At 28.3% G+C, this 20,075-nt stretch carries 19 protein-coding genes; 3 read left to right on the forward strand and 16 right to left on the reverse strand.

Annotation, left to right across the window (positions count from 1 at the left end; genetic code table 11):
- Window positions 1-130 precede the first annotated feature (130 nt).
- Window positions 131-406 carry a hypothetical protein gene (locus ABDZ60_RS07925; RefSeq protein WP_016206557.1) on the reverse strand — a complete coding sequence of 92 codons (276 nt, stop codon included), beginning with the start codon at window positions 404-406 and terminating at the stop codon, window positions 131-133.
- A gap of 199 nt (window positions 407-605) precedes the next feature.
- Here ABDZ60_RS07925 and ABDZ60_RS07930 point away from each other — a divergent pair, with 199 nt between their 5' ends.
- Together ABDZ60_RS07930 and ABDZ60_RS07935 are read left to right on the forward strand one after the other, a co-directional pair.
- Entirely contained in the window at window positions 606-1,127 is a 522-nt protein-coding gene (locus ABDZ60_RS07930) for a ferritin-like domain-containing protein (protein WP_343777354.1), read from the forward strand.
- A gap of 106 nt (window positions 1,128-1,233) precedes the next feature.
- Complete coding sequence (locus tag ABDZ60_RS07935) at window positions 1,234-1,650, forward strand: hypothetical protein (protein ID WP_016206559.1); 417 nt, start codon at window positions 1,234-1,236, stop codon at window positions 1,648-1,650.
- A 121-nt stretch (window positions 1,651-1,771) separates the two neighbouring features.
- Here ABDZ60_RS07935 and thiI read toward each other — a convergent pair whose 3' ends face one another.
- From thiI to ABDZ60_RS07965, 6 genes are all read right to left on the reverse strand, one after another.
- Window positions 1,772-2,926, reverse strand: coding sequence for a tRNA uracil 4-sulfurtransferase ThiI (gene thiI, locus ABDZ60_RS07940; RefSeq protein WP_016206560.1), 1,155 nt, complete (start codon window positions 2,924-2,926; stop codon window positions 1,772-1,774).
- A complete protein-coding gene (locus ABDZ60_RS07945; protein ID WP_016206561.1) occupies window positions 2,923-4,068 on the reverse strand; it encodes a cysteine desulfurase family protein in 1,146 nt (381 codons plus the stop codon). Before ABDZ60_RS07945 ends, thiI begins: the two co-directional genes overlap by 4 nt.
- 602 nt (window positions 4,069-4,670) lie before the next feature.
- On the reverse strand, window positions 4,671-5,108 hold the full coding sequence (locus tag ABDZ60_RS07950; protein WP_016206562.1) for an ACT domain-containing protein: 438 nt from the start codon (window positions 5,106-5,108) through the stop codon (window positions 4,671-4,673).
- Window positions 5,098-6,003 carry a homoserine kinase gene (gene thrB / locus ABDZ60_RS07955; protein ID WP_343777359.1) on the reverse strand — a complete coding sequence of 302 codons (906 nt, stop codon included), beginning with the start codon at window positions 6,001-6,003 and terminating at the stop codon, window positions 5,098-5,100. Before thrB ends, ABDZ60_RS07950 begins: the two co-directional genes overlap by 11 nt.
- The gene (gene thrC, locus ABDZ60_RS07960; RefSeq protein ID WP_343777361.1) at window positions 5,990-7,462 is read right to left on the reverse strand and encodes a threonine synthase; all 1,473 of its coding nucleotides are present in this window, start codon (window positions 7,460-7,462) and stop codon (window positions 5,990-5,992) included. Before thrC ends, thrB begins: the two co-directional genes overlap by 14 nt.
- Before the next feature lie 168 nt (window positions 7,463-7,630).
- Window positions 7,631-10,180 (reverse strand): calcium-translocating P-type ATPase, PMCA-type, encoded by a 2,550-nt coding sequence (locus tag ABDZ60_RS07965; RefSeq protein WP_343777363.1) that lies wholly within the window; start codon window positions 10,178-10,180, stop codon window positions 7,631-7,633.
- A 358-nt stretch (window positions 10,181-10,538) separates the two neighbouring features.
- On the opposite strand from ABDZ60_RS07965, the gene ABDZ60_RS07970 reads away from it, so the two are divergent.
- On the forward strand, window positions 10,539-12,179 hold the full coding sequence (locus tag ABDZ60_RS07970; protein ID WP_047001588.1) for a putative manganese-dependent inorganic diphosphatase: 1,641 nt from the start codon (window positions 10,539-10,541) through the stop codon (window positions 12,177-12,179).
- 173 nt (window positions 12,180-12,352) lie between these two features.
- Here the strand turns inward: ABDZ60_RS07970 and ABDZ60_RS07975 are convergent, their stop codons facing one another.
- The 9 genes from ABDZ60_RS07975 to flhA are packed head-to-tail and all read right to left on the reverse strand — an operon-like array spanning window position 12,353 to window position 20,068.
- Window positions 12,353-13,126, reverse strand: coding sequence for a flagellar hook-basal body complex protein (locus ABDZ60_RS07975; protein WP_047001589.1), 774 nt, complete (start codon window positions 13,124-13,126; stop codon window positions 12,353-12,355).
- A 15-nt stretch (window positions 13,127-13,141) separates the two neighbouring features.
- Complete coding sequence (locus ABDZ60_RS07980) at window positions 13,142-13,924, reverse strand: flagellar hook-basal body complex protein (protein ID WP_047001590.1); 783 nt, start codon at window positions 13,922-13,924, stop codon at window positions 13,142-13,144.
- Window positions 13,917-14,081, reverse strand: coding sequence for a hypothetical protein (locus ABDZ60_RS07985; protein ID WP_156174334.1), 165 nt, complete (start codon window positions 14,079-14,081; stop codon window positions 13,917-13,919). The genes ABDZ60_RS07980 and ABDZ60_RS07985 overlap by 8 nt, the downstream gene beginning before the upstream one ends.
- Before the next feature lie 38 nt (window positions 14,082-14,119).
- Window positions 14,120-14,608 carry a hypothetical protein gene (locus tag ABDZ60_RS07990; RefSeq protein WP_343777367.1) on the reverse strand — a complete coding sequence of 163 codons (489 nt, stop codon included), beginning with the start codon at window positions 14,606-14,608 and terminating at the stop codon, window positions 14,120-14,122.
- Window positions 14,609-14,642: 34 nt separating this feature from the next.
- Window positions 14,643-15,368, reverse strand: a complete 726-nt coding sequence (locus tag ABDZ60_RS07995) for a FliA/WhiG family RNA polymerase sigma factor (protein ID WP_016206571.1) — start codon at window positions 15,366-15,368, stop codon at window positions 14,643-14,645.
- Between the two features lie 14 nt (window positions 15,369-15,382).
- Window positions 15,383-16,024 (reverse strand): flagellar brake protein, encoded by a 642-nt coding sequence (locus ABDZ60_RS08000; RefSeq protein WP_343777370.1) that lies wholly within the window; start codon window positions 16,022-16,024, stop codon window positions 15,383-15,385.
- A 14-nt stretch (window positions 16,025-16,038) separates the two neighbouring features.
- Window positions 16,039-16,902, reverse strand: coding sequence for a MinD/ParA family protein (locus ABDZ60_RS08005; RefSeq protein WP_343777372.1), 864 nt, complete (start codon window positions 16,900-16,902; stop codon window positions 16,039-16,041).
- On the reverse strand, window positions 16,896-18,044 hold the full coding sequence (gene flhF, locus ABDZ60_RS08010) for a flagellar biosynthesis GTPase FlhF (protein WP_343777374.1): 1,149 nt from the start codon (window positions 18,042-18,044) through the stop codon (window positions 16,896-16,898). Before flhF ends, ABDZ60_RS08005 begins: the two co-directional genes overlap by 7 nt.
- Window positions 18,044-20,068 carry a flagellar biosynthesis protein FlhA gene (flhA, locus tag ABDZ60_RS08015; protein ID WP_047001630.1) on the reverse strand — a complete coding sequence of 675 codons (2,025 nt, stop codon included), beginning with the start codon at window positions 20,066-20,068 and terminating at the stop codon, window positions 18,044-18,046. Before flhA ends, flhF begins: the two co-directional genes overlap by 1 nt.
- Window positions 20,069-20,075: the final 7 nt, after the last annotated feature.

Raw genomic sequence — 20,075 nt, forward strand, 5'->3', positions numbered from 1 at the left:
ATGCAATATAAATAGTATCCTCTTAGTATTATGAAAAAGATGAATGAATTATAAAATCATTCATCTTTTTTGTTTTTAATAAGTCATAAAAATTGATACACAAATAACTTTTTATATATTCATTAAAATCTTATAAACTTCTTATATAGAAATCTTTATTATAAATTTCCTTATCATATTTTATTTCAATATCATTGCATAACTTCTCATCTTGCTTAGCTATTACAAACCTTACTTCATTAATAGTAACCTCAAAGTCCTCATCTGAAATAAAATCTGCATATAAATCGTAAGCAGGTTTTCCGCATCCAACAGCCACTACCTTTACTCTTATATGATTATGCTCACTTTTTTCAATTTCTTTTAACAAAGCTTTTTGTGTTATTTCATTAAATACTATATTCATTACTTTCTCCCTTTCTATATTTTGATAATATCAAATAATTTAAAATGAAACTTTTTTCAAATTAAATATTTTCAACTACTAATTTTAAATGAAAAAGATAAAATAGTGAAGGTAATAATAATATTTTGCTTTACAAAATCCTGTCACTATAAAAAACTTAATCATATATTATAATGATAAATAATTTAAAGGAGTTATTATGAAAGGTGATTATAAAGATCTTCAAGATAGTTATTCATTAGGTTTTCCTTATCCTAAAATTAAAGTACATGATAAAAATTCTATTTATGCTGATTTAATAAAAAAAAGCTATGCTGGAGAGGTTTCTGAGTTAACTGCTATTACCCAGTATACTTATCATCAATTAATAACTAGTGATTATATCAAAAATACTTTAAAGGGAATTGCAATCGTTGAAATGCATCACTTAGAAATTTTAGGAGAATTACTGATAGCTTTGGGCGAAAACCCAACTTTCTTACTAAGAAAAAAAAATAAAGACCTTTATTGGAGTTCGAAATTTATAGCCAAAGATATTTGTTTAAAAGAAATTTTATTATCTGATATTAAGAGTGAAAAGGAAGCAATTGAACAATATAGAAAGACTGCTAATATAATTGATGACGAAAATATCATTGCAATTATTAATAGAATAATCTTAGATGAAGAACTTCATATAAAAATTTTAAGTAATTTATATGAAAAAGAAATAGGTAAATAATAAATTTATTTTTTTATTTAACAAATTATATAATTATGTTATAATGACCTTGTTATTATAATTATTTTATTATGAAATATTTCTTAGATATAAAGGAGTTTTAATTATGGGTTTCAAAGATAAAATGAGTAAATACTTTACAGATGCATATATGGATAAATATGGAGATAGAATGACTAGTTCTGCTGGTACTGTTTTATCTGTAAAAATTGAAGAAAAGAACATATTAGGAATTTTAAGAATTTTAACTGCTCATATTTTAGTTAAACCAGATATGGGTAAAGGTGTAGTTAAAACTCAATACAAGGCTAGAAAGTGGTTTAAAAAGCCAACTTTTATTGATGTTAAACAAGGTCATAAAGTAATCATCATGGGAATTGAAGGTGAAAAAGGAAAATCTGATTCTGAAGTTATCACTATTTCCAATATAGCTAACTTAACTACAAAGAAAGATTTACATCCATTTGATCACAGTCAGATAAAAAAAGCTAGACAACAAGCAACTCGAATGAGAGCGAGATAAATCAATTTACAATGTACAATTTGGGAAGATTTTTAGTAAACTTAAAATCAAAATTTTAAATTAAGGCTGATAAAAACTTTGTTTTTTATCAGCCTTAATTGTTAACAGTTAATTGCTTCCTTTATTGAAAAATAACTACTTCTGTTTCTTCTATTGCTTTATTTACTAGTTCATCTATATTTAATACACTTTCTGATTCTCTTATTGATTCTACTCTTGGCTTTGTTTTTGGATGCTTTGGAACAAATATAGTACAACAATCTTCGTATGGTAATATTGAAGTTTCATATGTTCCTATTCCTCTTGCTATATCCATTATATCTGTTTTATCCATAGCTATTAGTGGTCTAAATACGGGTCTATCAGCACAATCATTACTTACCATTAAGCCTTCCATAGTTTGGCTAGCAACTTGCCCTATACTCTCTCCTGTTGCTACTGATTGGATGCCATATTTTTCTGCTAAACCACAAGCAACTCTCATCATAAATCTTCTCATTATTATTGTTAATTCATCTTCTCTACATCCATTTATTATTGCCATTTGTATTTCTGTAAATGGTACTATATGCAATTTAACCTTTTCTGTATAAGTAGAAAGTATTTTAGCTAAATCTTTAACCTTATCCTTTGCTCTTTCAGAAGTATAAGGGTGGCTATGATAATAAACACAATGTAATTCTACACCTCTTCTAGCCATTAAATATCCCGCAACAGGTGAATCTATCCCACCAGATAACATAAGCATAGTGCTTCCATTTATTCCATATGGTAAACCACCAGCACCTTTAATTTTATCTTTTGTTGTATATATGTATGCATTTTCTCTAATTTCTATATTTACTAGACATTCTGGATTTTTAACTTTAACTTCTAATCCATCCATATGATAAACTACATATGCTCCAACTTCCTTAGAAGTCTCTAATGAATTTTTAGGGAATACCTTATTTGCCCTATTCGTTTCTATCTTAAAGTTTTTAGGATTAGCATCCTTAACTTTTTTTAACGCTTCTTCTTTTATTGCTTGCATATCTCTTGGTACTTCTGTTACTATACAAACTTCAGCAACACCAAAAACTTTTCTTACTCTTTCAGTAGCTTCTTCTATATCATCTGCTTTAATAAAATATCTGCCTTGATCAGAAATTAATTCATAATTAATTCCCTTCAATTTTTTCTTTATATTATCTCTTAATTTTTTTTCAAACTTATTTCTATTTAAGCCCTTTAAAAAAATCTCTGATGCATATTTTACTAATATTAATTTATTCATTTTTTTACTCTCCTTAAAAAATTTAATGAACCCTTTAAAACTTCTACAACTTCATCAACTTCTTCTTTAGTATTAAACCTTGAAAATGAAAATCTTATAGCACTTTCTATTTCTTTTTTTTCTAATCCTAAAGCTCTTATTACATAACTTCCAGATGATGCACTAGTTTTTGAAGTACATGCAGATCCAGTAGCCACAAATATATCTTTATCTTCTAATAAATGAAGTAAAACTTCTGCTCTTACACCTATAAATGAAACATTTAATATGTAAGGTGTAAAATCTTCTCTTAAAGGACTGTTTATTCTTAAATCATCTATTTCTTGTAACTTTTCTATCATATATTGTTTTAAATTTTTTACATAGTTAAAGTTTTCTTCTTGATTAATAAAAGTTATTTCTGCTGCCTTATGTAAACCAATTATAGCTGGAACATTTTGAGTTCCACCTCTAAATCCACCTTCTTGACTTCCGCCATTTATTAATGAATTTAAAACTATACCCTTTTTTATATAACAAAACCCTATTCCCTTTGGTCCGTGAATTTTATGTCCAGAAATTGATAGCATATCTATATTCATCTTCTTTACATTTATATTTAGTTTTCCATAAGATTGAACTGCATCAACATGAAACTTTGCTCTAGAACTTTTTTCTTTTATAATACTACCTATTTCTTCTATATGCTGTATTGTTCCTATTTCATTATTTACATGCATTATAGAAACTAATACAGTATCTTTACATATAACTTCCTTCAATTCATCTAAAGATATTTTCCCATCTCTATTAACATCTAAATATGTGACTTTAACACCAATTTTTTCAAGCTCCTTATATGTCATCAAAACTGAATGATGCTCAAATACAGTTGTTATAACATGATGTCCTGGCTTTACTAATCCTTTTATTATTAAATTATTTGCTTCACTACCACCTGATGTAAAATATATTTCTTCTTTTGATGCATTTATGCTTTTACCTAAGAAATCTCTTGCTTCTGTAAGCTTCCTTTCAGCTTTCATTCCTATCTTATGGAGAGATGATGGATTTCCGAAATATTCCTCCATTGCAGTTGCTACTTCTTCTATAACTTTTCTATATGGTTTTGTTGTTGAGCTATTGTCAAAATAAATATCCAAACTTTATCCCTCCCTATGTATAAAATATCATTATATATGTATTAATCTTTGCTATATTTCTTAAATAAATCTACCAATTTTTAATAATATAAAATAATAATTCTATAAACTATTAATTCACCATATATTATTATCTCTTTTTATGTCCAAAACTACTATATCAAATTTCAAAAAATAAATAAAGGCTTAATTTCTAATATATTCATATAAAATGACTCTTGCTTTATAATGAGAATATATTTAGAAATAGCCCTTTTTTCATTTATTTTTCTTTTTCATATTTTTGTATTCTATTATAAGTATTATAGTTGTAGTTAAAAGTACCATTGATATTGATAATAATATTTCTAACAAAAGCTATTCTCCTATAAATCACTATATTATATTTTATATATTTTATTAATAAATAATTACATTTTATATTAAAATAAAACTTTAACTAAATTTATTTATTAAATCTAAAGTGTAAAATAAGATTTAATTTTTATTTATGATTTTTTATAAATAAAAATAAGGTTGCTATATATGTAATCTATACACACTTCAACAACCTATTTGCAAGATATCAAAACTTCTAAGAAGAAGCTTTAAACTTATTAAATTTATTCCATAGCTACAAATTCTACTTTCTCCACATCTTTTACTTTAGATAAATCTTCAAGCAAAGTTTTTAAATCTCCCTTAAGTGAAGAGGTATCAATTGTCAAACTTAAATTTGCTTTTTTATTCATGGGGATTCCTTGATTAATTGTTATTATACTTCCACCTTCTTCTGAAATATAGTTCAATATTCCTGAAAGTACACCTTTATTATCATTTATCATCATATTAATAGTTACCTTCTGCCCCTGCTCAGTTTCTGATAAAGCAAAAACTGAATCCTTGTATTTATAATAGACACTCCTGCTTATACTAACAGTTTTAGCCGCTTCCGTAACATCTTTAACCTTACCTTCCTTTAGCAGCCTTTTAGCGTCTACTACTTTCTCATAAACTTCTGGTAAAACTCTTTTATCTACAACTAAAAAATTACCTTTCATTAGTATCTCCTTCAAAAGTCATAGCCCCATGATTATTAATACAAAGCTTTTTTATATCCCAAGGAATACTTTTGCTTTCTAAAAATTTTTTTATATTAGAAAATATATTTTTATCATCTTTATTTACAATTGCCATAATCGTAGGTCCTGCTCCACTTAAAAAACATCCTAAAGCTCCTAGTTCCATGCACTTATTATAAACTAAATCATAATCTTTTATTAATGGGCTTCTATATTTCTCATGAATTGAATCTTTACAACAATATTTCAGCAAATCATAGCTTCCATTTGAAAAACTGGAAATCATTAAGGCTACCCTACTTATATTATATACAGCATCTTTTAATTCTACCTTAGATGGTAGAGCACTTCTAGATAATGCTGTAGAGAGTTCAAAGTTTGGAATTAAAGCAATAAAGTTAATTCCATTTTTTACGTCTATCTTATTATAAATAACATTATCTTCTTCCATAACTGATACTACCATACCACCAAATAAAGCTGGTGCTATATTATCTGGATGACCTTCAATTTCAACTCCAATTCTAAAAAGTTCCTCTAAGCTCAACAAGTTATTCATAATATAGTTAGCACCTAAAAGCCCTGCAATTATACAACTTGAACTCGATCCTAATCCTCTTGATATAGGTATATCTTCTTTTATCAGCTTTATATTTAGCCCTTTAGGTTTAAAATTGTATTTTTCAAAACATATCTTCATGGATTTATAAACTATATTTTTTTCATTACAAAATTCTTCTTTAAATCCGTAAAATTTAATACCATTTTCACCTTCTGAAAATTCATACTCATTAGACAAATCAAAAGCTATCCCTAGAGAATCAAAACCAGGACCCATATTAGCTGATGTTGCCGGCACTTTAACTTTTATCATGTTTTCCTCCCAAAAAGTCTTTAAGAGCTTGTCTCATATCGTCAAAATCACACGCAAAATTATGAAGAACATCTTTATTATCTAGTCCAATTAAATTGTTAGGAACTTTTATTTTACAAAACTTATTTAACTTTTCTATTGCTTCAAAATCTCCATTTTCTTCATTATCTATTTCTAAAGCTTTTGTTATACTTCTTGGAAACTTATATGGACTTGCTGTTGAAGCAATCAAACATTTAGTAGTGTCATTTGTATCTTTAATATACTTACCTAACACTACATATCCTACAGCAGTATGAGTATCCATTAAATAGCCCTCTTTATTATATAAATCTTTTATTGCCTTATAAACTTCTTCTGTATTAGCATTTTCTCCATAAAAGTCTTTTAAAAAACTTTTATATTTCCCATTAATACTATACACCCCATTAAGGTTCAATTCCTTCATTAAAGATTTTATTTCATCAGAATTTCTACCACTTGCTTCAAACAAAAGTCTTTCCAAATTTGATGAGACTAATATATCCATAGATGGAGATTCTGTTACTACGAGTTCTCTTCTTCTATCATATATTCCTTTTTGGAAGAAATCAGTTAAAACCTTATTTTCATTAGATGCACATATAAATTTTGCAATAGGAAGCCCCATTTCCTTTGCATAATACGCAGCTAATATATTCCCAAAATTTCCAGTGGGAACTACAACATTTATTTTATTGCCCAATTTTATTTTTTGCTTATTTACTAATTGAAAGTATCCATAAAAATAATATATTATTTGTGGAATTAATCTTCCAATATTAATTGAGTTTGCAGAAGATAATCTAAATCCTTTAGATAATAATTCTTCTTTAAACTTATCATCCCCAAATATTTCTTTTACGCCCCTTTGTGCTTCATCGAAATTACCCCTAATTCCAACTACATTTACATTTTCACCTTCTTGTGTTATCATTTGCCTTTCTTGTACTGCACTTACCTTATCCTTTGGATAGTACACCATAACTTTAAATCCTTCTACTCCACTAAAACCTTCTAAGGCAGCTTTTCCAGTATCCCCAGAAGTAGCTGCTAAAATCACTATTTCTTCTTTGATATTTTGTTTTGTTTTTGCAATTTTCATTATTTGTGGAAGAAATAATAGAGCTGCATCTTTAAAGGCTGATGTAGGTCCATGATACAATTCTAAAAATCCATTTTTCTCTATTACTTTAAATCGATTTTTATATGCTTTATTAATGGCAATTTTGATTTCATTTTCAGTGAAATCTGTAAAAAATGCTTTAACAATTTCAAAAGAAATTTCTTCATAGCTAAGATTTTCTTTATCTTTTATTTTTTCATATAATCTTGGAAATTCTTCTGGAACATATAACCCGCCGCTCTTAGAAATTCCTCTTATAATAGCTTGCGAGGAAGATACATAAGACTCCTCTCCTCTAGTACTAATAAACCTCATAAAATCACCCCAAATCAAAGGTTATTATCCTTTAGGATTATATTACCATGTTCTCTGTCTAAACACAAGTGTTTTTATTTTGAAAACACTTGTTTCTTTATATAAAATAAAAATATAGGAGTTAAAATTTAACTCCTATATTTTTATTTTATATCTATTATATATTTACTATTTTTTAGATTTTATAAATAGATATAAACTATTTATCATAAAAATTATCCCTGAATAGAATAAAACTATTCCCCATTGAAAAAGCCTTAATGGAACAGTATTAAATACTCCTGATAAAAATGGGATATATAGTATTGAACATACCATAATCATAGAAACTAGTACTGCTAAAACTAAATATGGATTAGTAAATACTTTAATTTCGAAAATAGAATGTCTTTCTGATCTACACTCGAAAACATGTAATAACTGAGACATAACTAGTGTTGTTAAAGCAAGAGTTCTACATGTAGCTAAATCCATACCATATAATCTACCAGTCATAAATGAAAGTAAAGTACAAATTCCAATTAAACATCCTCTTACAACAATCTTTGACCATAGTCCTCTTGCAAAAATACCTTCTCCCTTTTCTCTTGGTTGTTGCATCATTATATCTTTATCTGCTGGATCTACTCCAAGAGCAATTGCCGGTAATCCATCAGTTGCTAAGTTTACAAATAATATTTGTATTGGTGTAAGTGGATTAGGTAAATAAAATAATGATGCTAGAAACATAGTTAATACTTCGCCTAAGTTACAAGATAATAAATATCTTATAAATTTTCTTATATTATCATATATAACTCTACCTTCTTCTACTGCTGATACAATTGTTGCAAAATTATCATCCATTAATACCATGGAAGCTGCTTCCTTAGTTACATCTGTTCCTGATATTCCCATTGCAATTCCTATATCTGCTTCCTTTATTGCTGGAGCATCATTAACTCCATCTCCAGTCATTGCAACTATATTATTTTGTTTTTTAAAAGCTTTAACTATTCTAAGCTTATGATGTGGGGATACTCTTGCAAATACTCTGACGTTTTTAACTTTCTTCATAAGCTCTTCATCGCTAATTGTTTCAATTTCTTCTCCTGTCATAGCTTGATCATCTGTATTACAAATATTAATTGATTTAGCTATTGCAAGTGCTGTATTTTTATGATCCCCAGTTATCATTACAGGTTGAATTCCTGCAAGTTTACATTTTAATACTGCGTCTCTAACTTCAACTCTTGGAGGATCAATACTTCCTGCAACTCCTAAAAAGATTAAATTATTTTCTAAAGATTCACTCTTTACTAAATTGCTTTCCTTATAAGCTGCTGCTATACACCTTAAAGCTCTATTAGACATTGCTTCTATATATGATGCAACCTGCTTTTTCTTTTGAGTAGTTAAAGGCTTTATAGTTCCATTTTCAAGTATATGACTACACTTATCTATAACTCTTTCTGGAGCACCTTTCATATAACAAACTTCTTTTGTTCCTTCTCTAACTATAACACTCATCATTTTTCTAGAAGAATCAAAAGGAATATCATATATTCTTTTTGCATTGGATACAAAGGATTTTAATAAGTTAACATCTTTAAAAAATGCTTTTATCAATGCAGTTTCAGTTGGATCTCCATGTAAAGCCTTATCTATGTTCTTAATATTAAAATCATAATTACAATCATTACAATAAACTAAAGCCTTCATAATTGTTGAATGATTGGTTAATTGATCTTTATCTAAATCATGTATTTTGCCATTAATATAAATTTCTTTTACAGTCATTTTATTTTGTGTTAATGTACCCGTCTTATCTGAACATATTACTGATGTACACCCTAAAGTTTCTACTGCTGGTAATTTTCTTACTAAAGCATTTTTCTTTAACATTCTTGAAACACCTAATGCTAACGCTACTGTTACTATAGCTGCTAAACCTTCTGGTATTGCTGCAACTGCTAATGAAACCCCTAATAAAAACATTTCTGTAATTTCATTCCCTCTTAATATTCCTAGTACTGTTACAACTGCACATATTGTTAAACATAATGCTACTAGTATCTTACCTAGTGAATCTAGTCTCTCTCTTAATGGAGATTTATCTTCTTCAATGTTATCTAAAAGATTTGCTATTTTCCCCATTTCCGTATTCATTCCAATACTATCAATAAGTAAAATACCTCTACCTTTCAATACTGTAGTACCCATAAATCCTTGGTTTTTTCCTTTTTTTGAATCCTTAGAAACTCCTACTGATTCTCCAGTTAAAAGTGACTCATCAATCATTATCCCTGAGCTTTCTATAAACGTGCCATCTGCTGGTATTCTATCTCCTGCTTCTAATATTATTAGATCCCCTATAGTAACTTCTATTGAGTTTATTACTTTCAAAACGCCATCTCTAATAACCTTACAAGTTGGTGCTGCTAATTCCTTTAATGCTTCTAAGGATTTTTCAGTTCTATATTCTTGTACAAACCCCATTATTGCATTTACAACCACTATTATAAGTATTGTTATTGCATCTGCAGTATCTCCCATTAAGCCTGAAATTACAGTTGCAGCTATTAATACCCAAACAATAAAGTCATTAAATTGAGCTAAAAATATTAATATAGGTGATGATTTCTTTTTGTGGGATAACTCATTTAATCCATAAGTACTTTGTCTTTTTTCTGCTTCCTTTGTAGATAGACCCCTTGATATTTCTCTTTCTTGTATCACCGGTTGTCCTCCTTAAAATAGTTTCTATATATTATATTTAGTAAATTCTAAGATATGATTTTTTTTAATAATTGATATGTTAATTTTCTATTTAAATAAATCCATTAACTCCGTAACACATTGATAATGTAGATGAATTGAACACTTAATGAAATTGAATGTAAGAATAACTGATTTTATTAAGAAAGCTCATTTAGAGAAGTATGATGTATATGCTGCATTTATTAATTAAAACATGTACATGTAAATAAGAGTAATTCAACATATTTCTACATATACTTTATATAGATAGCTTTACAAATTAACAATATAAATATAGAATATGTATATATAAAATTTAACTAAGGAGGGTCTTAATTTGAAAGACATAATTTACGTAACAGGACATAAGAATCCAGATTCTGATTCGATATGTGCAGCTTTTTCGTATGCTGAATTTAAAAATAAGACAGGCAATATACCTGCAGTACCTGTAAGACTTGGAAATGTAAATCAAGAAACTCAATATATTCTTGATTATTTTGGAGTTGAAGCTCCTCAATTGCTAAAGACTGTGAAATTAAAGGTAGAAGATTTAGAGTTTGATAGAATAACTCCTGTATCTCCTGATATATCTTTAAAAACAGCTTGGAATATAATGAGAAATAAAAACATTAAAACTTTACCAGTAGCTGACGAAAATGATCATTTATTGGGAGTTTTAGCTATCTCAAACTTAACTTCATGTTATATGGATATTTGGGATAATAGAATTCTAGCAAAAAGTAATACTTCAATCGAAAATATTATAGATACACTATCTGCAAAGGAAATTTATGTAGATTCTAAAAGAAAAACTTTTCCTGGTAAAATAGCAGTAACTGCAATGAAGCCTGAAAGTATGAAAGATTACATAGAAGCTGGGGATATAGCTATAGTTGGAGATAGAGAAGAAGTTCAAAACGCCTTACTTGATCTTAATATATCTCTTATGATAATTACTGGATCACATACTCCAAGTAGCAAAATAACAGAAAAAGCTAAAAAGGCTAATATAAGTGTTATAACTACTCCACATGATTCATTTACTACATCACGACTTATAGTTCAAAGTATTCCTGTCGGTTATGTTATGATTAAAGATAAGTTAGTTACATTCTCAACTAATGATTTAGTTGAAGATGTAAAAAAAGTTATGATAGAAACTAGATATAGAAGTTATCCGGTTATTGCAGAAAATGGCAAAGTAATTGGAGCTGTATCAAGATATCATTTAATTTCTAATTATAAGAAGAAAATCATCCAAGTTGACCATAATGAAAGAAGTCAATCAGTTGATGGACTTGAAGATGCTGAAATATTAGAAATAATAGATCATCACAGAGTTGCTGATATTCAAACTAGTGGACCTTTATATTTTAGAAGTGAGCCTATTGGAAGTACTTCTACTATAGTAGGTAAATGCTTCTTTGAAAATGGAATACGCCCTTCAAAGCAAGCTGCTGGACTTCTATGTGGAGCTATAATTTCTGATACATTACTATTTAGAAGCCCAACTTGTACACCACAAGATAAAAATATTTGTCTAAGATTAGCTGAAATAGCTGGAATAGATGTTGAAAAATTTGCTAAAGAGATGTTTAAAGCTGGAACTTCATTAAAAGGAAAAACAGTAGAACAAATCTTTAATCAAGATTTCAAGCCATTTACTATGGAAGATACAAGGGTTGGTATAGCACAAGTAAATACTATGGATATTGAAGGATTTATGCCACTTAAAGAAGAAATGTTGACTTATATGAATACTAAAGCAAAAGAAGCAAAACTAGATACTGTACTTTTATTGCTTACAGATATTCTTAATGAAGGATCTCAAATATTAGTTGCTGGTGATAGACCAGAAATAATTGAGAAAGCTTTCAATATTACATTAAAAGATAATACGGCGTTCTTAGATAAAGTGCTTTCAAGAAAGAAACAAGTGGTACCACCAATTACAGCGGCAGTAACTGCTAAATAATTTAGTAAACTAAATTATAGTGAAAAAATGAACAGTTATTTATAAAATTCCAATGGAATTTCAAAATAATAAATTAAAAAGGCTGAGATTTTAGTATTTTCTCAGCCTTTATTTTATAATTCAGCTATGCTGAATTATTTCCTCAACTCTTTCACTTTTCATTCTTCCCACTCTTATCTAGATCTCATATTATTAACCATTCCCCACATTTCATCTGCAGTTGTAATTCCTCTTGAACTAAGTTCAAAAGCCCTTTGAGTTAATATCATTTCTGAGAATTCAGTTGCAATATCTACATTTGATCCTTCTAATGATCCTTGGTATATGTCAAAGTTAGTAGTTCTTTGCACCTCTACTCCTTGGGCTGGAGTAAATAAGTTCTCTCCAATTGATAAAAATGCTCTATCTCCTACTGCTGTATATAATGGAATTTCTGCAACTTGTATAAAGTTACCTCTATCTTTAATATAAACTTGTCCTTTTTTATCTACAAGAAAATTATCTTTATTAAATACCACATTATTCTCAGAATACCCATTTAAATAATTAAGTTCTAATTTATTTCCTCTATTATCTACAATTTTACCATTAGCATCAATTGCAAAAGCACCATCTCTTGTATAGGCTTCTCCTCCATCTGATGAAATTATTTTAAAATAACCTGAGCCATCAATTGATAAGTCTGTACCTCTTAAAGTTTCTTGTAACATACCTTGAGAGTTGTCTCTATACCATTCTGAAGTTCTTGTACCTGTTCCAATTACGGCATCTTTATCATTAATTGGAGTTCCCATCCTATCTAAAGATTCTGTTAATAAGTCTTTAAACCCAACCTCTATTTTCTTATATCCCATAGTAGTTGAGTTCGCTAAATTATTAGAAATTGCATCTAACTTATCTTGATTTGCATTCATTCCACTTCTTGCAGTCCATAATGTTCTTAGCATAAATTCATCCTCCTACTATTTAACTGCGCCTATTTCATTTGCAGCCTTTCCTAATGTTTCATCAATAGTTTGAACTATTTTTTGATTAGTTTCAAAACTTCTCATTGTAGTAATCATATTTACCATCTCATTTGAAACACTTACATTTGAACCTTCTAATGAGCCTTGAGTAACTGAAACTTGTGCATTATATATAGGATTTTCTCCTCTATAATAATTATTCCCTATTTTTTCCAATGTGTTATAATCTTGAAAATCTGCTGTTGCTAAAGTATGTGTTGCTCTATCTCCTATGTACAAGTTGTTATTTCTATCTAATATAAAGTCATCTCCACCTACAAAGATTGGTTCAAGAGTTCCTGTGCTTTTATTCATTCCTAGAACCCTATCCCCATCAGTATTCATAAGATATCCATCATTTCCAACTTTAAAGCTTCCATCTCTTGTATATACTACTTCATTACCTGCATTAGTTTGCTTTTGTATAGCAAAAAATCCTCTTCCCTCTATAGCAAAATCTGTTTTTTTATCTGTGCTTTTTATAAGTCCTTGCGTAAATGTTGTATCTACACTATCTATTTTAGCACCTAAACTTATTGATCCCAGCTTTTGAGTTATATTTTTACCATTAACTACTTTATCTCTATTTTGAATCATAACTTCATCAAAGCTTTTTATTGATAAGTTATCACCTTTAAATCCAGTTGTATTTGCATTTGTTATATTATTTGTTATATTAGATTGCTTATTCTCTAATGATATTAATCCTGATACAGCAGTATATAAACTCCTAATCATTATCCTCAACTCCTTTAAATAATACTTTACATTCATCCTCATAGTGCATTCCAAGGCCTCTAGCCTTTTCTTCTATTTTATCATTAGAAAGTTCTTTATTATAACTATATCCAAACATAAATATTGAAGTCAATACCATTCCAATGCCTATTCCCATAAGTATTTTTCTGTCAGTTAAAAAATCAATTACTATACTTATTTTCTTAATAAACTTTTTATTAATAGTACTTCCCCCTTACCTATGGATAGTTTCTCACATATTTCATCATCAGTTAATCCATTTTCTAAAAACGACTTCACACTTTCCATTTTATCATTTTGAAGTTTTTCTTTATTAATGAAATTTATTTCTGATATTATATCATTTTCTATTATATCTTCTTTTAATATGTTTTCTGAATCTTCTTTTTTATAATTATCTATATTATATTTATTATCGTCTACTTCTTTCTTATTCTTTATATGATTCAATGATTTTTTTAATTCTTCAATTTCCTTTTGTAAATCTAAAACAGTTTCAGCTAAATCTTTTCTTATTGAAATAATTTCTACATCATAATCCCTATTATTATTCATTTCTTCTCTATTTAGTATATTTTCAAAGGATTTATCTTCTTTTTTTATAGCTTTAACATTTAAAATTATAAGTATAATTCCTATTAACATTATTAATACAGGAAGCATATAATCCTCCCTTTCTTATTTATCTAAGTATAATTTATATGTAATTTATCTTTTGCATTACACCCCTTAAATTCCTTATGGCTCTACTATGTAACTGACAAACTCTAGATTCTGATACTTCTAAAATTTGTCCTATTTCTTTTAAAGTTAACTTTTCATAATAATATAACTTTAATATAAGCTTATCCTTTTCCTTCAAATCTTCTATTGCTTTTGCAAGAACTTCTAATTTTTCTTTATCTTCTAAAGATTCTTCTGGTGAAACAGAGTTTTTATCTTCTAATGTCTCCATAATAGTAACATCATCATCATCTGAATATATTATAGACTCCAAAGACATCACTGACATATAATTTATATAATTTTCAATTTGAGAAACTTCTTCCTCTGATATTTTTAGTTCATTTGCAATTTCTTTTAGATTTGGTTCTCTCATGTATATATTTTGGAGTTTTTCTACGCATTCATTATATCTAGCCAACTTATCCATAGCACCTTTAGAAATAGGTCTATTTTTTCTTATTTCATCAATCATTGACCCTTTTATTCTTAAAGTAGCATAAGATGAAAACTTCATACCTTTTGTTGAATCGTACCTATTAATTGCATCTAAAAGCCCAACAATTCCATAGCTTACTAAATCCTCATATTCTATATATTTGGTTTTACCAATCATAACTCTAGAAGCTAAATATTTAACTAGTGGTATATATTTTTCTACAATTTGTTCTTTATGAATTATAGGGCTTTGACATTCCATATTGTTAACCTCCTCTAGATAAGTTCTCGTTGTTTTCTCATTATCCTAAATACTGTTCTTATTATTTTCTCTCTTGTTACATTGTCCATATCATCAAAATCTATTCCACATACATACTTCTTATCTTCTGCTTTTTCTATCCTTACGATTTTTCCCCTTACAGTTATCTTTTCATTATCATGAATTAAATTTGCAACTATAATATCATTATACGATAACTCTTCTTTTATTTTAATTCTCATGCCACCACCACTTAAGTCCAGTAAAAGTGCATGTTCATATTTTTCTTCTTCTTTTATTTCTTTTTCAAGTTCTTCTTCTTTTATATAGTTAATCACTTGTAGTATATTAACTCTTACATAATTTCTTCTTTGTATTCTAGTTATCTCAAAAGGCTTTCCAATCCTATAAAATGGAATATTATTTTCTGTAATTCTCCCTAAAACCTCACTCTTATAACCAAAAACATTTCCTTTATTATCATAGAATATTTGTTCTAATTTTTCTCCGTCTTCTAAAGTTAAATAAACTCCATTAGATACTGGAACTGTTATTAAAATTTCTTCATCCTTTATATCTTGAATCGTTGATTTATAAATATCTTCTCCCCATAAAACGTCAATTTTACAATTTATACCAAGTTCTAATTTTGTCATTACCTATAATCCCCCTAAGAAAAAATATTAAATAATTTTCTAAACAACCCTTGAGCACCAACACCTATGGCTTCTTTTTTCTTTCCTATAATTTTATCTGCTATCTCAATTATAGATTTAGCAGCATCACAATTAGGATAACTAATTACAAAGGGTATTTGTTCCCTTACTGCCATAACAAGTTTTCTATCTTCATAAATACTTCCTAAATAATCAACTTCTAGTGTTAAAAATTTATTTACAGCAGCCTTAAATTTTATGAAAGTTTGGCTTCCTTCTTTTTTGTCTAATGCTTTATTAACAACTATATTAGCTTTGTTTTTTATTTTAAAATGATTTACTGCTTTTAATAGGCTATATCCATCCGTTAATGAAGTAGGTTCTGGAGTAGTTACTAATATTAATTCATCACTACAGGCTATAAAGGCTAATACACTTCTGCTTATTCCCGCACCTGTATCTATGAATATATAATCAAATCCTTCTAACATTTCTATTTTTTTCAAGAAAATATCTCTTTGATTTTGTTGTAAATCCTCTATATTATTTAATCCGCTTCCGCCTGGTAATAATTTTACCCCTTCTGGTCCATCAACAATTATATCTTCTATAGCTAATTTACCATTAATTAAATCTAAAACACTATGCCTAGGGTATATTCCCATTAAAACATCATCATTTCCCATTCCTATATCTGCATCAAATATTAATACTCTCTTGCCTTTTTTAACTAATGTAATTGCCAAATTAACTACAAAATTACTTTTTCCAACGCCACCTTTACCTGATGTTATAGTTATTATTCTAGCATCTCTTTTAAAGCTTTCTTGTATTTCACCTCTTGCTAACCTTCTTAAACTTTCTGCTTGGTCTAACATATAGTTTCCTCCCCTAGAATAAGTTTTTCTATTTCATTCTTTGAAGGTACTTTTATATCATCTGGAACATCTTGCCCCGTGGTTATATAAGCTATAGGTTTATTTGACCTTTTTACTATGTTGTACACACAGCCATAAGTACTGGTTTCATCTAATTTAGTTATAATTAATTCTTCATAAGCAAGTTCATTATACCCCTCTAAAATTGTTTGAATATCTCTATTTTTTGTGGTTCCACTCATCACAAGCATTATATGATCAGCATTAACCTTTTGAATAAATGCTCTAAGTTCTGATATTTGCATTGTATTTTTACTGCTTCTTCCTGTTGTGTCTACTAAAATTACATCACAAGCTTCCAGTTCCTTAACAGCACCTTCCATCTCTTTTAAGGTTATAACTACTTTAAATGGTATATTCATAATTTCAGCATAAGTCTTTAGTTGCTCAACAGCTCCTATTCTATAGGTATCTATAGTAATTAACCCAACTTTCTTTTTTTCTATTAAGGCTAATCTTCCCGCAAGTTTAGCTATAGTAGTGGTTTTTCCTACTCCTGTTGGACCCACCAAAACCACTTTTCCTCTTAAGTTGTTAGTGCTGATATCAATTTCTTTTTCTAATAAATTCATGAAATCTTTTTTAAACTCATCTATATTATCATAATTTTTCGTCAATAAATCAATTAAAAGTTTTTCATCAATATCCATATCTCTTAGATACTCTGATATTAAATCCTTTTCTTCTTCTTTATTTGTATTTTTTATAACTTTATTTAATAACTCCTTAATTTCTTTGACTTCATTTTTTATATTCTCATTATTATTTAAATTATTTTTATCTTCTTTAACTTCTTCTTTAATTATTTTCTTATCTTTTTCTGAAATAATTTTTTTTATACTATCTAGAGAATTTCTAAAATCCATATCATCTTCTTTTTCTCTAGCAAATTTGTTTTTTTTATCTATTTTATTATTTTCAAGTGCTGCAGTAACTTCAATTAACTTAGGTTTAAAATATCCTTTAATTCCTGACTCTCTTATTTTTCTTTGACTTATTATAATAGCATCTTTACCTAGTTCGTATCTTATTCTAGTAAGAGCTTCATTCATATTTTTTACTAAGTATTTTTTTATTACCATTATAATGAGACAACTCCTTCTGTTCTTATTTCAACATCATTTGGAATTTCATTTAGTGATATAACCATTATATGTGGAAATACCATTTCTATAAGTTTCCTAAATACTGGTCTTATGTTTGGCGATACTAGTATAACTGGTTGATTGTTATAGAAATAAACTCTATCTACTTCATCTCTTATAGAATTAAGTATCTTAGTAGTTGTATCTGGATCAACCGCTGGGAAAGATCCCTGCATAGATTTTTGAGTATTAGCTGCTATTATTTCTTCTATTTGAGGAGATAATGTAACAACTGTTATACTTCTATTTTCATCTATTACTGTATTACAAATTGTTCTCGCTAGTGCAAATCTAACATATTCTGTTAATAGTTCTAAATCTTTAGTAAGCCTAGAATTATCTGCTAAAGATTCCATAATTGTTACCATATCTTTTATTGGAACTTTTTCTCTTAATAAGTTTTGTAATACTTTTTGAAGTTCTCCTATAGTCATAAGATCAGGTATAAGTTCTTCTACCACAGTACTATATTTCTCTTTAGTATTATCTACTATTAACTGAACTTCTTGTCTTCCAAGTAATTCATAAGAGTGTGCTTTTATAGTTTCTGTTAAATGAGTAACCATAACAGTAGTTGGATCTACCACAGTTAATCCTTTTATTTCAGCTTCTTCTCTTTGATCTTTATTTATCCATACTGCTGGTAAATTAAATGTAGGCTCTATAGTTCTTATTCCAGCTATTTGAGAGTTATCTCCAGATGGATCCATACAAAGAAGCATATTTGCCATAAGCTCTGCTGAAGCTATAACTGTTCCTCTTATTTTTATTACATATTCATTAGTTTTTAGTTGAAGATTGTCTCTTATTCTTATAGGTTGAACTACAACTCCCATTTCTATTGCACATTGTCTTCTAACAGATGCAATTCTTTGCAGTAAATCTCCACCTGTTGATTCATCTGCCAAAGGAATTAACCCATAACCTATTTCTACTTCCATTGGCTCAACAGAAATTAAAGTCATAACATTTTCTGGTTCTTTTCTTTCCATTTCTGTATATTCTTCCTCAACTTTTGCAAGTTCTGCTTCTTGATTCTTTTGATCTTCTTTAAATAAAAGATATGCTGCAACCCCACTTGTCACTGCTGCTAATAAAAATGGAAGTTTTGGCATTGCTGGAATTAAAGCTAAGAAAAACATTACTGCTGAAACTATTGCTAATGCAACAGGGAATGCAGTAAGTTGCTTACTAAAAGTTTTACCAAAGTTATCTGAGCTTCCTGATCTTGTTACTAATATACCTGATGCAGTGGATATTAGTAAAGCTGGAATTTGACTAACTAAACCATCTCCTACTGTAAGCCTTGTATATAATTGTGCTGCCTTTGCAATATCCATGCCACTCATTACACCTATAACAATACCTGCAACAATATTTATTATAGTTATTATTATACCTGCTATAGCATCTCCTTTTACAAACTTAGATGCCCCATCCATTGATCCATAAAAATCTGCTTCTGCTTGTAAATCTGCTCTTCTTTTTCTTGCAGTTGCCTCATCTATAGTTCCTGCATTTAAGTCTGCATCTATACTCATTTGTTTACCTGGCATTGCATCTAATGTAAATCTTGCTGATACTTCTGAAACTCTTCCTGCTCCATTAGTTATTACTACAAATTGTATAATTATTATAATTAAGAATATTATTATACCAACAATATAATTCCCACCTATAACAAATTCACCAAAGGCTTCTATTATACTTCCTGCATCTCCTTCGCTTAATATAAGTCTTGTTGATGATATATTAAGACCTAATCTAAAAAGAGTTGTTACAAGTAATAACGTTGGAAATACTGATAATTGAAGTACATTTGTGGTAAACATAGTAATCATTATAACTACTGCTGACAGTGTTATATTAAATGCTAATAAAATGTCTAATAACAACGGTGGAAGAGGTATTATTATCATAAGTACAATACCAAGTACACCAAAGGCTACTAATACATCCATATTTTTA

Origin of the sequence: Clostridium sartagoforme (assembly GCF_039521405.1) — a bacterium.
GTDB lineage: Bacteria > Bacillota > Clostridia > Clostridiales > Clostridiaceae > Clostridium > Clostridium sartagoforme.